At 69.8% G+C, this 14,139-nt stretch carries 12 protein-coding genes; 11 read left to right on the forward strand and 1 reads right to left on the reverse strand.

Annotated features, from left to right (window positions below; translation table 11 throughout):
- Positions 1 to 224: 224 nt before the first annotated feature.
- The 9 genes from AB0H50_RS15990 to AB0H50_RS16030 all read left to right on the forward strand — a co-directional run bounded on the left by AB0H50_RS15990 (position 225) and on the right by AB0H50_RS16030 (position 10,440).
- Positions 225 to 1,754, forward strand: coding sequence for an ABC transporter substrate-binding protein (locus AB0H50_RS15990; RefSeq protein ID WP_357452372.1), 1,530 nt, complete (start codon positions 225 to 227; stop codon positions 1,752 to 1,754).
- On the forward strand, positions 1,751 to 2,680 hold the full coding sequence (locus AB0H50_RS15995) for an ABC transporter permease (protein ID WP_357452375.1): 930 nt from the start codon (positions 1,751 to 1,753) through the stop codon (positions 2,678 to 2,680). The genes AB0H50_RS15990 and AB0H50_RS15995 overlap by 4 nt, the downstream gene beginning before the upstream one ends.
- A 151-nt stretch (positions 2,681 to 2,831) precedes the next feature.
- On the forward strand, positions 2,832 to 5,822 hold the full coding sequence (locus AB0H50_RS16000; protein WP_357452377.1) for an ATP-binding cassette domain-containing protein: 2,991 nt from the start codon (positions 2,832 to 2,834) through the stop codon (positions 5,820 to 5,822).
- 105 nt (positions 5,823 to 5,927) lie between these two features.
- On the forward strand, positions 5,928 to 6,617 hold the full coding sequence (locus tag AB0H50_RS16005) for a lytic murein transglycosylase (RefSeq protein WP_357453405.1): 690 nt from the start codon (positions 5,928 to 5,930) through the stop codon (positions 6,615 to 6,617).
- 125 nt (positions 6,618 to 6,742) lie between these two features.
- Positions 6,743 to 8,029: a phosphopyruvate hydratase gene (gene eno, locus AB0H50_RS16010; protein ID WP_357452379.1), complete on the forward strand. Its 1,287-nt coding sequence runs from the start codon at positions 6,743 to 6,745 to the stop codon at positions 8,027 to 8,029.
- Positions 8,030 to 8,045: 16 nt separating this feature from the next.
- Complete coding sequence (locus tag AB0H50_RS16015; protein WP_357452381.1) at positions 8,046 to 8,702, forward strand: septum formation initiator family protein; 657 nt, start codon at positions 8,046 to 8,048, stop codon at positions 8,700 to 8,702.
- Complete coding sequence (locus AB0H50_RS16020; RefSeq protein WP_357452384.1) at positions 8,699 to 9,226, forward strand: DUF501 domain-containing protein; 528 nt, start codon at positions 8,699 to 8,701, stop codon at positions 9,224 to 9,226. The genes AB0H50_RS16015 and AB0H50_RS16020 overlap by 4 nt, the downstream gene beginning before the upstream one ends.
- Complete coding sequence (locus tag AB0H50_RS16025) at positions 9,219 to 10,166, forward strand: Ppx/GppA phosphatase family protein (protein WP_357452387.1); 948 nt, start codon at positions 9,219 to 9,221, stop codon at positions 10,164 to 10,166. Before AB0H50_RS16020 ends, AB0H50_RS16025 begins: the two co-directional genes overlap by 8 nt.
- Positions 10,167 to 10,269: 103 nt before the next feature.
- The gene (locus AB0H50_RS16030) at positions 10,270 to 10,440 is read left to right on the forward strand and encodes a hypothetical protein (RefSeq protein WP_357452390.1); all 171 of its coding nucleotides are present in this window, start codon (positions 10,270 to 10,272) and stop codon (positions 10,438 to 10,440) included.
- Here AB0H50_RS16030 and AB0H50_RS16035 read toward each other — a convergent pair.
- The gene (locus tag AB0H50_RS16035) at positions 10,416 to 10,883 is read right to left on the reverse strand and encodes an SRPBCC family protein (protein WP_357452393.1); all 468 of its coding nucleotides are present in this window, start codon (positions 10,881 to 10,883) and stop codon (positions 10,416 to 10,418) included. The two genes, AB0H50_RS16030 and AB0H50_RS16035, sit on opposite strands and share 25 nt — an antisense overlap.
- A gap of 194 nt (positions 10,884 to 11,077) precedes the next feature.
- On the opposite strand from AB0H50_RS16035, the gene AB0H50_RS16040 reads away from it, so the two are divergent.
- A complete protein-coding gene (locus AB0H50_RS16040) occupies positions 11,078 to 12,544 on the forward strand; it encodes a peptide MFS transporter (RefSeq protein WP_357452396.1) in 1,467 nt (488 codons plus the stop codon).
- Between the two features lie 58 nt (positions 12,545 to 12,602).
- Entirely contained in the window at positions 12,603 to 14,081 is a 1,479-nt protein-coding gene (locus tag AB0H50_RS16045; RefSeq protein ID WP_357452399.1) for an amino acid permease, read from the forward strand.
- The last annotated feature ends 58 nt before the right edge of the window (positions 14,082 to 14,139 follow it).

Below are 14,139 nucleotides of genomic sequence, written 5' to 3' on the forward strand. Positions count from 1 at the left end.
GGCTTACCTAAGCGAGTCGCGAAAAAGAGTTGGACGCATCGAAAAGATTAAGTCCCGTCCGGACCGGACGGTGTGTATTCGTCGGCTACGGGTCCCGATGGGGAACGCGCGGATTCGCCATTCGGTGGATCCGCACAGGTGGACAGCCTATTTAGGCTAGCCTGTCCTAGCCTTGTAGTGTCGGGTCTCTGGCCCGCAGCGAACGATGAGGGAAGGCGGCACCTATGGGTTTCAACCGACGGCAGCTTCTGCGCTCGAGCGTCGGAGTCGGCGCGATTCTGGTCGCCGCCGCGTGTACCGACGGCGCCGATCCGGGCGGCCCCGCACGGCGCGGCGGCACCCTGCGGGTCGGCGCGCTCGGCACCGCGGCGCGCATCGAACGCGATCCGCACGCGAACCTCACCAACGAGAGCGATTTCCTCGTCACGTCGCTGGTCTACGACGCGCTGACGGTACCGGGCTCCGCGCCGAATACCGCTGCGCGCCTTGCGAGTTCGTGGGAATCGGACACGACGCAGCGCCGCTGGGCCTTCACGATCGCCGAGGGCGCCACCTTCCACGACGGCGCGCCGGTGACCGCCGACGACGTGGTGTGGTCGTTGCGCAGGCTGCGCTCGGTGGGCGGCGCGTCGAAGATGCCCGCGGCGGCCGAGGACATCACCGCGGACGGTCCGAACCGCGTGGTGCTCACCGTTCCGGAGCCGAATACCCAACTGCCGCTGTTGGTTCGGCTGATGACCTTCACTGTGAAAAAAGACACAACCGACTTCTCCTCGGCCATCGGCACCGGACCGTTCCGGCTCGAGTCCTATCAGGGCGGCAATGCGAGGCTGGTGCGCAACGACAACTGGCACGGGGCGGGAGCGGACCCGCGGTTGCCGTTGCTCGACGCCATCGAGGTCACGATGTTCGAAAGCGTGACGGCACTGGGCAATGCGGTGCTGAGCGGGCAGATCGATCTGGCGTCCAACGTCGGCGCGATCGCAGGCCGCACCGCGGAGGGTCGCGGCGACCTGCGAGTGGTGCGGCGCGCCAACGACACGATGCTCGGCGTGGCGATGCGCACCGCCGACGGGCCGTTCGCCGATCCCAGGGTGCGTACCGCTGTGCGGCTCGGTGTGGACCGCAAGGCGCTCGTCGATCAGGTTCACTCGGGCTACGGCACGATCGCCAACGACATCCTCGGCACCGCCGACCCGCGCTACGACGCGAGCATCCCGCAGCGCACCCGCGATGTCGAACGCGCGAAAACCCTGCTGCGCGAGGCGGGTTTCGACGCCGCGCGCAGCTACCCGCTGGTGACCAAGCCGGAGGCGCCCGGCGAGGTGGAGTCGGCGAAGGTGATCGCCACCCAGCTCGCGGACATCGGCCTCCGGCTGGAGGTCGTCGAGCAGGAATCGAACGCCTTCTACGACCGGACCTGGTTGCAGGCCCCGCTCTACACCGTCTCCTGGGGCACCAACGATTCGACGATGTTCTACGCGAGCAGACTCATGGCGAGCGGCTCCAATCGCAACGAAACCGCTTTCCGCGATGCGGAGTTCGACGCCGCGACGGCCGCGGCGCTGGCCGCCTCCAACCCGGCGGAGGTCGAAAAGGCGAGCCGGCGTGTGCAAGCCATCGAGCACGAGCGCGGCGGCTACCTGGTGTGGGGCATGGCCGACGGCGTCGACATCGCCACGACCGCGGTGCGCGACCTGCCGACCCTCGGCGGTTTCGGACGGGTGCAGCTCGAGCGGGCCTGGTTGGCGTGACGACCTTCGCCCGGCTCCTGCTCCGGCGCGTCACGCTGCTGATCGCGCTGCTGGCGGCGGTCTTCGTAGCCGTGGATCTGCTGCCAGGCAACACCGCCCGCGCGGTGCTCGGCCGCGAGGCTACGCCGGAGCAGGTGGCGGCGAAGGAACGCGAGCTCGGACTGGACCGCCCCGTCGCCGTGCGGTTCATCGATTGGATCTCGGGCGTGGCGACCGGCGATTTCGGCCGCACCGCGCGCGGCAGGTCGATCGACGAACTACTCGCGGACAAGTTTCCGCCGACGCTGCTGCTCGGCGGCCTCGCGCTCGCGGTGACGGTGCTGGCCTCGGTGCTGCTCGGTGCTTGGTGGGCGACGCGCTCGCGTGGCGCGGCGGCGCGGGTGTTGCAGCCGGGCACCACGGTCGCGGCGGCCGTTCCGGAGTTCGTGCTGGCGACGCTGCTGATCATGGTGTTCTCGCTGGCCACGGGCTGGCTGCCCGCGGTCGCCATCACCGGCCGCTCCGGCTTCCCGGTGAGCGCGGACATGCTCGTGCTCCCCGTTCTCGCGCTGGCCATTCCGCAGATCGGCTGGAACACCCGGGTGGTGCGCGCCGCGCTCGCCGACGCCGCGCGTGCGCCGCATGTGGAAAGCGCGGTGCTGGACGGACTTTCGACGCCGCACGTGCTGGCCCGCTACCTGGTGCCGTTTGCCGCGCCCACCATCGTGGCCAGCTTCGCCACCACCGTCGGCATGCTGCTCGGTGGCGCGCTGGTGGTCGAAACCATCTTCAACTACCCGGGTCTCGGCGCGGTGCTGGCCGGATCGGTGGCCGACCGCGACACGTCGGTGGTGGCGGCGGTGGTCGCCCTCTCGGGACTGGTCATCATGCTGATGCTCGCCGTGGCCGACGGCATTCGGGCGTGGTCGTTGCGGGGGCGTCGATGAGATCGCCAACGGCGCCGCATCGCTCGGTCCGGTCGGGTCGGCGGCGCCGCGTCGTTTCCGCTCGGTGCGGGACCGCTGCCCGCGCGGCGATATCTGCTGCGACGGAGTGGAAGACGTGGCGGTGGGACACAGCGCAGTGGCAGGGGACGCGATGAATCGACTGCGAGTGCTCGCCCTGTTTCCCGCGCTGGTGGTGATCGTTCTCGCCGCGCTCGGGCCGACCTTGGCGCCGCGGCCCGCGGAAAGAGCCGTCGGAATACCGTTCGCGGACCCGGGCGGTGAGGCCTGGCTCGGCACCGATCGGCTGGGCCGAGACGTGCTGAGCCACTTGCTGTACGGCGGCTGGGGTCTGCTCCTGCTCGCCGCCGTCATCGCGGTGCTGGTGACGGTGACGGCGTGCCTGCTCGGCGCGGTCGTCGCACTGCGCCCGCGGATGGGCGCGCTGATCGAGACCGCGACCGATTTCGCCATGCTGGTCCCCGTCGTACTCGGCATCCTGCTCGTGCTCACCAGCTGGCCGGACGCGGGCGTATACGGCTTGATCGCGATGGCGATGATGTTCGGGGTGCCCTACTGCGCAAGGGTTTTCGCCGCCGCCGCGTCCGGTGTGGCGGCCAGCGGGTACGTCGAGGCGGCGCGCGCGAGCGGGGAGTCACTCCCGCACTTGGTGTTCCGCGAGGTCGTGCCGAACCTGCGCGAAGTATTCGCCGCCCAGCTCGGCCTGCGCTTCGTCGAGGCGGTCTACCTCGTCAGCACCGCCTCCTTCCTGCACCTCCCGACCACACTCGGCACCGGCAACTGGGCGGTCATGGTTCGCGACAACGCCTCCGGCCTCCTGCTCAACCCGTGGTCCGTCCTCGCGCCGAGCATCGCCATCGCCATCGTGGCCGTCAGCGTCAACCTGGCGGTCACCGAATTCGGCCGGGGCACTCGGTCCTCGGTGGATGCGGCGAGCGTTCGCCAGAGCCCGGATCTTGCAGGCAGCCCCGGCCGGGCCCGGAATTCGCCGCCGGGCGGCGTTGGTGCCGAGGGAAATTCGTCGGCCGCGGTATCGGCTCGGCTACCCGTGGCGCCAGGCGGCGGAGCCGATGTCAACGGCGCGCCTCAGGCATCGAATGTGAGTGCGGGCTCGGAATACGAAGCGATCGGCGGTCACTCGGGCAGTGGCGGTGGTGCGGCGGGTTCCGTGGACGTGCTGTCGGCTGCCGAGCCGCCGGTCGTCGCGGATGGTGCGGTGGCGAACAACGGTGCACATCCGGCGTCGGATATCAGTGCGGCCACTGAATCTGCGGCGGTCGCAGCCCACCCCGGTGGCTGTCGTGCGGCGGGTTCTGTGGACGCGCTGTCAGCTACTGATCCGGCCGTCGTCCCGGATGGTGCGATCGCGAGCAACGGCGCGCATCCGGCGTCGGATACCAGTGCGGGCGCTGAATCCGAGGCTGTCGCAGCACGCCCCGGCGTCGGTGGTGTGGCGGGTTCTGCGGACGTGCTGTCAGCGACCGAACCGCCCGTCGTCGCGGACGCTGCGGTCGCAAGCTATGGTGCGCGCCCGGTCCGGGATTCCGGTATCGGCGACGTGCCGCGCCCGATCGTGGTCGTGGACGGGCTGTGCGTCCGAGGCCCGAGCGGTCAGGAGCTGGTCGGGCCCCTCTCGTTTCGGATGTCGCCGGGCGCGATCACGGCGCTCACCGGCCCGTCGGGCTCCGGCAAGACGACCGTGATGCGAGCGCTGCTCGGCCAGTTGCCGTCCGGCGCGGTGCGTGCCGCTGGCACGGTCGAGGTGGCGGGGCGCGAGGTGTTCGCGCTGGATTCCACCGCGCTGCGGCGTTTTCGGCGGACCGAGATCACCTACGTCGGCCAGGATCCCGGCTCCGCGTTGAATCCGCTCATGCGGGTGCGGACGCTGCTCGCCGAAGTCGCGCGCGATCGCGCCGAGCCCGCCCTCCTCGAAGCCGTGCGCGCGGTTGGCCTCTCCGCCGAGCATCTGCGCCGCCGCCCCGGCGAACTCTCCGGCGGTCAGCAACGCCGGGTCGCGTTGGCCAGAGCCTTGGTCCGCGGCACCGACGTCCTGGTGCTCGACGAACCGCTGGCGGGTCTGCACGGCGCGCTTCGCTCCGAAATCGGCGCCCTGCTCGTCGATCTCGCGAAACGTGGCACCACCATCCTCCTTTCCGGTCACGACACCGCCGCCATCCACACCATCGCCGACCAGGTGATCGAGGTCGGCACGCATCCGAAAGCACCGCTGCCCTCTCCCGCATCAGACGCGAACGGGGCCAGCACCTTTCGGCCGGAGAGCGCACCTTCGCCCGAAGTCGCCGACCGCATCGCCGTCGATCGTGGGTCGTCCGCACGTGCGTCGGTCGCGCCCACTGCCGCGGAGTCGGCGATGGACAACTCCGGACCCCCGATCGCCCTGCGCGCCAGCGGCATCAACGCGACGATCGGAAAGCACCGAGTCCTCGCCGACATCGACCTCGCGCTCACCGCAGGCTCCGCGCTCGCCGTCGTCGGCGCTTCCGGGGCCGGAAAAACCACTCTCGCCAGGGTGATCGCCGGTCTCCGCGCGGCCGAGGGTGGCGCGCTGGCGCTGGCGGAGAAGTCGATCGAACTCGGCGGGAAGCGCAGGATCGGGCGCGGCGGTGACGGGATTCAGCTCGTTCCGCAGAACCCGATGTCGGCGCTCAATCCGCGCCGCACCGTCGCTCAAACCCTCGGCAGACCACTGCGCCGTATCGCTCGGGTCCCGAAAAGTGCCGCACCGCAACGGATCACCGAGCTACTCGACGCCGTGGAACTGCCCCCGGTGCTGGCGGCCAGGTACCCGCACGAACTGTCCGGCGGCCAACGCCAGCGGGTGGCGCTGGCCCGCGCCCTCGCCGCCGAGCCCTCGGTCCTGATCTGCGACGAGATCACCTCGGCCCTCGATCACGCGACGGCGGCCTCGATCATGGCCCTGCTGGACCGGATTCGCGCCGACCGCGGCACGGCACTGTTGGTGATCACGCACGATATGACCCTCGTCGCCGGGCACTGCGCCGAGCTCGTGGTGCTGGATCACGGCCGGATCGTCGAATCCGGCCGCACCGCCGAGGTTCTCGCGAACCCCGTCGAACAGGCCACCCACGATCTGCTGGTCTGACAGTGACGTCCGACACGCGGCGGCGCGGAACGGGCCGGGAGCACTGCGCCGGATCTGGATGATGGAAGAGTGCTCCCGAAGAAGACCGGCATCCTGGCCGTCGCCTTGGTGGTCTCGGCGCTCGCCGGTTGCGGCATCGGCCCAGACCTGCCGCCCATTCCGGAAGGCATCCCGCCCGGCCCTGGCACCCCGCTGCCGTTGATCGATGTCGACGGCCCGGGCCGCACCGCGCTGCAATTGCGCGGCTGGGCCGGAGACCAAGCCGGTACGCTCGGCATCCCGCCGGTCGCCCTGGAGGCGTACGGCTACGCCGCCGCGGTGATGGCCAGTTCCCGCCCCGGCTGCGGCATCGCGTGGACCACGCTCGCGGGCATCGCCAGCGTCGAGAGCAAGCACGGCACCCATCGCGGTTCCGACGTGGACGACCACGGCACCGTCGTCCCGCCGATCATCGGCATCCCGCTGGACGGCTCGCCCGGCGTCGCGCTGATCCGCGATACCGACGGCGGCAGACTCGACGGCGACCCGGTCTACGACCGTGCCGTCGGCCCGTTGCAGTTCATTCCGGAAACCTGGCAGCGCTGGGGCGTGGACGCCAACGGCGACGGCGTGATCGACCCGCAGAACATCGACGACGCCGCACTCACCGCCGCGCGCTACCTGTGCGCGAGCGGTGGCGACCTCACCTCCGAACGCGGCTGGCAACAGGCGCTGATGACCTACAACCAGTCCACCCGCTACCTGCTCACCGTCCGCGACCGCGCCGCCGCCTACAGCGTCGGCCGCCGCGTCTGAGCGCCGCGCGAAGCCATCCCCTCGGAGTGCCGGTTACCTCGGACGCGGCGAGGGCGCTAGGCTCGGCAGCGCACGGGCCCATCCGTGAGACCTACCGTGCCAGCAGCCGAAGGAGTGTCGTTTTCGTGGCCATCATCGAACAGGTCGGAGCTCGCGAGATCCTGGATTCGCGCGGAAACCCCACTGTCGAGGTCGAGATCGCCCTCGACGACGGCACGCTGACCCGCGCCGCGGTGCCCTCCGGCGCCTCCACCGGTGAGCACGAAGCCGTCGAGCTGCGCGACGGCGGCGACCGCTACCTCGGCAAGGGCGTGCAGAAGGCCGTCGAGGGCGTCCTCGACGAGATCGCGCCCGCCGTCATCGGCCTGGACGCGGTCGAGCAGCGCACCGTCGACCAGACGCTGCTGGATCTGGACGGCACCCCGGACAAGTCCCGCCTCGGCGCGAACGCGCTGCTCGGCGTCTCGCTCGCGGTGGCCCGCGCCGCCGCCGAGTCCTCGGGCCTCGAGCTGTTCCGCTACCTGGGTGGCCCGAACGCGCACGTGCTTCCGGTGCCGATGATGAACATCCTCAACGGTGGCGCGCACGCCGACACCGGCGTCGACGTCCAGGAGTTCATGGTCGCCCCGATCGGCGCGCCGACCTTCAAGGAGTCGCTGCGCTGGGGCGCCGAGGTCTACCACGCGCTGAAGTCGGTGCTGAAGTCCAAGGGCCTGTCCACCGGCCTCGGCGACGAGGGCGGCTTCGCCCCCGATGTGGCGGGCACCCGTGAGGCGCTCGACCTGATCAGCGTCGCGATCGCCAAGACCGGCCTGAAGCTGGGCACCGACGTCGCGCTGGCGCTGGACGTCGCGGCCACCGAGTTCTACACCGCGGGCACCGGTTACAAGTTCGAGGGCTCCGACCGCACCGCCGCCGAGATGGCGCAGTTCTACGCCGAGCTGCTCACCGCCTACCCGCTGGTCTCCATCGAGGACCCGCTGTCGGAGGACGACTGGGACGGCTGGGTCGCGCTGACCGACCAGATCGGCGACAAGATCCAGCTGGTCGGCGACGACCTGTTCGTCACCAACCCGGAGCGCCTGGAAGAGGGCATCGCCAAGGGCGCGGCCAACGCGCTGCTGGTGAAGGTCAACCAGATCGGCACGCTGACCGAGACCCTGGACGCGGTCGAGCTGGCGCACCGCAACGGCTACAAGACGATGATGTCGCACCGGTCGGGCGAGACCGAGGACACCACCATCGCCGACCTCGCCGTCGCGGTCGGCAGCGGCCAGATCAAGACCGGCGCCCCCGCGCGCAGCGAGCGGGTCGCCAAGTACAACCAGCTGCTGCGCATCGAGGACGCGCTGGGCGACTCCGCCCGCTACGCGGGTGACGTGGCGTTCCCGCGCTTCGCGTTCGAGGGCTGATAGCTAGGGGGACGATATGACGGAGCGACGTGCGCGCGGGACCAGTCCGGGCGGACGCGGGGACCGCCGCACGTCGCGCGCCGCTCGATCACGCCCGAGAGCGGGCGCGGACACCGAGATCGCTGCCCGTCCCGCCGCGGCCAAACGCCCGCGTCGACGTAGCGAGACCGCGGAGAAGGCCCAACCGCGCAAGATAGCGCCGCGCGCGGGTGGCGTGGACAAGCAGGAGCGCACCGTTCTCGGCTTGTCGACCGGCAAGGCCGTGATCCTGGCCGGTGTTGTGTGCGCGTTGGCGCTGACGCTGTCCGTGCCGATGCGCACCTACTTCAGTCAGCGCGCCGAGGCCGCGCAGCTGGCGCAGGAGCGCATGCAGCTGGAGGCCGATGTGGCCCGGCTGCGGGATCGCCGTGCGCAGCAACAGGATCCGGCCTACATCCGCTCGGAGGCCAGGGATCGGTTGCGGTTGGTGATGCCGGGGGAGACGCCGTACATCGTGCAGGTTCCCGGCATCGAAGCCCCGCCGCGCCCCGCCGCACCGCCGCGATCCAAGGCGCCCGACCCGTGGTACACGGATCTGTGGCGCACCCTCTCCGAACCGCAGCCCACGTCCGCCCTCGAGCCGCCGGCCGCGGGCTTGCCGCCCGCCGTTCCGCATCAGGAAGGACCCAGGTGACCGCACCGACAGACCGCGATCTCGAGATCATCGCCGAACAGCTCGGTCGTGCGCCGCGCGGCGTGCTCGCCGTCGCCTACCGCACCCCGGACGGGTTGCCCGCGGTGGTCAAGACCGCGCCGCGGCTGCCGGACGGCACCCCCTTCCCAACCCTGTACTACCTGACCGATCCCCGGCTGACCGCCGAGGCGAGCAGGCAGGAGTCCGCGGGCGTGATGCGTGAGATGACCGAGCGCCTCGCCGCCGATCCGGAACTGGCCGCGGCCTATCGCGCCGCGCACGAGAGCTACCTGGCCGAGCGGAACGCGATCGAATCGCTCGGCACCGATTTCACCGGTGGCGGCATGCCCGAGCGGGTGAAGTGCCTGCACGTGCTCATCGCGCACAGCCTGGCCAAGGGGCCGGGTGTCAACCCGTTCGGCGATGAGGCGGTGGCGCTGGCCGCCGAGCACGGGCTGCGCGGCACCGCCATCCCGGCCGACTGGCCGAAGTACCCGCCGAAGGACGGAGCAGAGCATGAGTGACCGGGTCGCCGCCATCGACTGCGGAACGAACTCCATCCGACTATTGGTCGCCGACGTGCGCGAGGACGGCCGCCTTGCCGACGTGCACCGCGAGATGCGGATCGTGCGGCTCGGTCAGGGCGTCGACGCCACGGGCTCGCTGGCGCCCGAGGCGATCGAGCGCACCAGGGTCGCGCTCGCCGAGTACGCCGGGCTCATGCGCGAGGCCGGGGTCTCCCGGGTGCGGATGGTCGCCACCTCGGCCACCCGCGACGCGTCCAACCGTGAGGACTTCTTCGCCATGGCGCGCGCCGAACTCGGCACCGTGGTACCGGGCGCGGAGGCCGAGGTGATCAGCGGCGACGAAGAGGCGCGCCTCTCGTTCACCGGCGCGATCGGCGAATTGTCCAGCGCGGCAGGTCCGTTCGTGGTCGTCGATCTCGGCGGCGGCTCCACCGAGCTGGTCTTCGGCGACAGCGACGGCGTGCACGCCGCGTTCTCCGCCGACATCGGCTGCGTGCGCATCACCGAGCGCTGTCTGCCCGGCGACCCGCCCACCGCCGATCAGGTCGCCGCGGCCCGCGAATTCGCCACCGAGCGGCTCGACGAGGCGTTCGCCAAGGTGCCCGTCGAGAACGCGCACACCTGGGTCGGCGTCGCGGGCACCATGACCACGCTGGCCGCGGTCGCCCTCGATCTGCCCGAATACGACTCGGACCGAGTGCATCTGACCGCGCTCACACTGGACCAGGTCCGCGAGGTCTGCGACCGGCTGATCGGTATGAACCACGAAGAACGCGCCGCGCTCGGACCGATGCACCCCGGCCGGGTCGACGTGATCGGCGGCGGCGCGGTCATCACCGAGGTGCTCGCCTACGAACTGTCCCGTCGCGCGAACATCACCGAGCTGATCGTCAGCGAGCACGACATCCTCGACGGCATCGCACTGTCCATCGCCTGAGCGTCCCCGGCTGCGGCGAAGAGCGCGGGATCGAGCAACAGCGTGAGGAATTGCGGCCTCGCGCGTAAGCGGCACGGCGAGTAGCGGATTCGACGGCCCCAACGTGCGCAACATCGTCCTGCAAGATCTGTGCCCGACGGACTACACCGAGCACTACGAACTGACGGCCGACCCGGTGACGGTGCGCGAAGTGCTGAACGCCCTCGACCCGGCCGATGCCCGGCCCGCCGACTGCGCGGTGGTGCTGCCCTACATCGGACCCTTGGGCCGATAGCGCTCGTCGGCGCGCCCCATGATGAGGGCGGCCAGTCGGGACAGCGACTCCTGGTTGCGCGGCTTCAGCGCCACCCGCTGCAACTGGCTCGGCAGCAGCGTCGCCGGCCCGCTCATGGCGTACTCGGTCATCCTGATGTGCGTGGTGTGGGGCTGGATCTCGGTGAGCTCCAGCATGATTCGGGCCGAGCCGAACGGCCACAGCCGGGCCTCGAGCTCGATCATCCGCGGCGGATCGACATCGCGGACGGTGGTCACGTCCCGCGCGTTCAGCGGCCACAGGCCGACACTGTGGTGGATTCGGGTGCCCACATCGGGCCAGCCCGGATCGACTTGCCGGATGTGCGATGCCCCGACCACCCAGCTGGAATACAACCAGCCGTCGGCGAGGGTCGTGAACGCCTGTTCAGGGTCGACCGGCACGGTCAGTTCGGCATCCAACATGTGCGCCTCACTTCCTTCCGGCACCGTTTCTCACGTTGCTGGGTTCGCGCTCGTCCGCCTCTTCAGGGTAAGTGCGAACCGCTCGGGCCGCCCAGCAATGCGTGCGCGCTATCCCTGCCGTGCGCAAACGCCGCCTGAACGCCGCGTGTGGGGTGAGTTGCTGCACAGTTGCGGTTTGTGACAAGGTGCTGGGCATGTCCCAAGTAGTGGAATCCGAGCGGCCGATCCCGGCTCGGACCCTGTTCGGCCATCCGATCGGATTGGCCAACCTGTTCGGCGTGGAGCTGTGGGAGCGGTTCTCCTTCTACGGCATGCTCACGATCCTCGGGTACTACCTCTACTACTCGGTGACCGACGGCGGTCTCGGTCTGCCGCAGAGCACCGCGGTCGGCATCGTCGGCGCCTACGGCGGCCTGGTGTACCTGTCCACCGTGCTGGGCGGCTGGATCGCCGACCGGCTGCTCGGGATGGAGCGGACCGTCTTCTACGGCGGCGTGGTCGTCATGGCCGGGCACATCGCCCTCGCCGTGCTGCCGGGACTGGCGGGCGTCGCGGTCGGCCTGGTCTTGGTGGCGCTCGGCAGCGGCGCGCTGAAGGCGAACGCCTCCTCGCTGCTCGGCACGCTCTACCCGAAGGACGACGCACGCATCGACGGCGGCTTCACGCTCTTCTACCTGGGCATCAACATCGGCGCGTTCACCGGCCCGTTGCTCACCGGCCTGCTCCAGACCCACCTCGGCTTCCACTACGGCTTCGGGGCCGCTGCCATCGGCATGGCGCTCGGCCTCGCCCAGTACGTGATCTTCCGGCGCAACCTCGGCACCGCCGGTCGCGAGGTGCCGAACCCGTTGCCGCGCAGTGCGATCGGTCCGACAGTCGGTGTGGCGCTCGGTGCGGCGGCGGCGGTCGCGGTGGCCTTCGCGACCCGGCTGGTCACGCTGGACAACCTGCCCGAGGCGACGACGGTCGTGATTGCCGTGGCCTCGCTCGGGTATTTCGCGGTCATGCTCACCAGCGCCAAGGTCGCACCGATCGAACGAAGCAGGGTGCGGGCGTTCATCCCGCTCTTCCTCGCCAACGCGGTGTTCTGGTCGCTGTTCCAGCAGATCTTCACCGTGCTGGCCGTCTACTCCGACGAGCGGATGAATTGGACCATCTTCGGCTGGACCGCGCCCGCCAGCTGGATCGGCTCGGTGGAGCCCGTCTGGATCATCACGCTCTCGCCGCTGTTCGCGCTGCTGTGGACCAAGCTCGGCAATCGCGCGCCGAGCACACCCCAGAAGTTCGCGCTCGGCGTCGTCGGCATGGGCGCGGCCTTCCTGCTGTTCGTGCCGCTCGCCGGATTCGGCGACAAGTCCGTGCCCACGCTGGCGGTGCTGGTGATCATGGCCGGGTTCGCGGTCTCGGAACTGCTGCTCTCCCCGATCGGGCTCGCGGTGACCACCCAGCTCGCCCCGGAAGCGTTCCGGGCGCAAATGATGGCGTTGTACTTCTTTTCCGTCGGTATTGGTACGTCGATGTCGGGCGTTCTTGCTCGTTTTTACGCCCCTGAGCACGAAGTCGCCTACTTTGGCATCACCGGTGCCGTGGCGATCGCGGTGGGACTGATCGTCGCGGCACTGGGACCGTGGATCAGTCGCTACATGGCCGGCGTCCACTAGCAAACCGGCGGCACCCGGCAATCCCGGCGTCCTGCCTGATCATTTTGAAGGAGAACACGTGGCGATTTCGAGCTCTTCTCGGCGAAATGGCTTGTTCCGAACCAAATCCGTCGAGCAATCGATTCGCGATACCGACGAGCCCGACTCGAAACTACGCAAAGATCTCACCGCCTGGGATCTCACTATCTTCGGTGTCGCGGTCGTGGTCGGAGCAGGTATCTTCACTCTCACCGCCCGCACCGCGGGGAACGTTGCCGGACCGTCGGTTTCGCTGGCCTTCGTGTTCGCCGCCATCGCCTGCGGCCTGACGGCGCTGTGCTACGCGGAGTTCGCCTCCACAGTGCCGGTGGCGGGCAGCGCCTACACCTACTCCTACGCCACCTTCGGCGAGCTGGCCGCGTGGATCATCGGCTGGGACCTGATCCTCGAATTCGCGCTCGCGGTGTCCGTGGTGGCCAAGGGCTGGTCGCAGTACCTCGGGGAGGTGATGCGCACCGGGCCCGCCGTCGTCGACCTCGGGCCGGTCACCTTCGACTGGGGTGCGGTGACGCTCATCGCGGTACTCGGCGTGCTGCTCGCCGTCGGCACCAAGCTCTCCTCGCGGGTGTCGGCGATCGCCGTCGCGATCAAGCTCGGCGTGATCGCCGTGGTGCTGGTTGTCGGCGCGACCTACTTCGACAAGTCGAACCTCTCGCCCTACATCCCGCCCTCACAGTCGGGCGAGGGCGACCAGGGCATCCACCAGTCGCTGTTCTCCTTCCTCACCGGAGCAGGCAACAGCAACTTCGGCTGGTACGGCCTGCTCGCCGCGGCCAGCCTGGTGTTCTTCGCGTTCATCGGGTTCGACGTCGTCGCCACCACCGCGGAGGAGACCAAGGACCCGCAGCGCAACGTGCCGCGCGGCATCCTCGGCTCACTGCTGATCGTCACCGTGCTGTATGTCGCGGTCGCCCTGGTGCTCACCGGCATGGTTCCCTACACCGATCTGTCCGGCAACGACGCAACGCTCGCAACGGCTTTCGCGTTGCACGGCGCGGACTGGGCGAAGAACATCATCTCCATCGGCGCGCTGGCGGGCCTCACCACCGTGGTCATGGTGATGTACCTGGGGCAGACCCGGGTGCTGTTCGCCATGGCCCGCGACGGACTGCTGCCCAAGCGTCTCGCGCACACCGGCGCCAAAGGCACCCCCGTCCGCCTCACTGTCATCGTCGGCGTGGCCTGCGCGCTGCTCGCCGGTTTCGTGGACTTCGGCACCCTGGAGGAAATGGTCAACATCGGCACGCTGTTCGCCTTCGTGCTGGTCTCGCTCGGCGTGCTCGTGCTGCGCCGCACCCGGCCCGACCTGCCGCGCGGTTTCCGTGTTCCGCTGGTCCCGCTCATTCCGATCCTCGGCGTCCTGTCCTGCCTGTGGCTGATGCTCAACCTCTCGGTCGAGACCTGGCTGCGATTCCTCATCTGGATGGCCATCGGCCTGGTGATCTACTTCGCCTACAGCCGCAGGAACTCGCTGCTCGGCAAGTCGCTCGCCGAGTAACCAACTGCTCGCCGTGCCCTGCCCGCTGGCAGGGCACGGCGTATCCTGACAACCCGCC

The organism is Nocardia sp. NPDC050793 (assembly GCF_040654065.1).
Lineage (GTDB): Bacteria > Actinomycetota > Actinomycetes > Mycobacteriales > Mycobacteriaceae > Nocardia.

What these genes read in the sequence shown, in the direction of transcription:
- AB0H50_RS15990 (WP_357452372.1), top strand. Translation starts at nt 225, where the DNA reads ATGGGTTTCAACCGACGGCAGCTTCTGCGCTCGAGCGTCGGAGTCGGC.
- AB0H50_RS16040 (WP_357452396.1), top strand. Translation starts at nt 11,078, where the DNA reads ATGTCCCAAGTAGTGGAATCCGAGCGGCCGATCCCGGCTCGGACCCTG.
- AB0H50_RS16035 (WP_357452393.1), bottom strand. Translation starts at nt 10,883, where the DNA reads ATGTTGGATGCCGAACTGACCGTGCCGGTCGACCCTGAACAGGCGTTC.
- AB0H50_RS16000 (WP_357452377.1), top strand. Translation starts at nt 2,832, where the DNA reads ATGAATCGACTGCGAGTGCTCGCCCTGTTTCCCGCGCTGGTGGTGATC.
- AB0H50_RS16025 (WP_357452387.1), top strand. Translation starts at nt 9,219, where the DNA reads ATGAGTGACCGGGTCGCCGCCATCGACTGCGGAACGAACTCCATCCGA.
- AB0H50_RS16015 (WP_357452381.1), top strand. Translation starts at nt 8,046, where the DNA reads ATGACGGAGCGACGTGCGCGCGGGACCAGTCCGGGCGGACGCGGGGAC.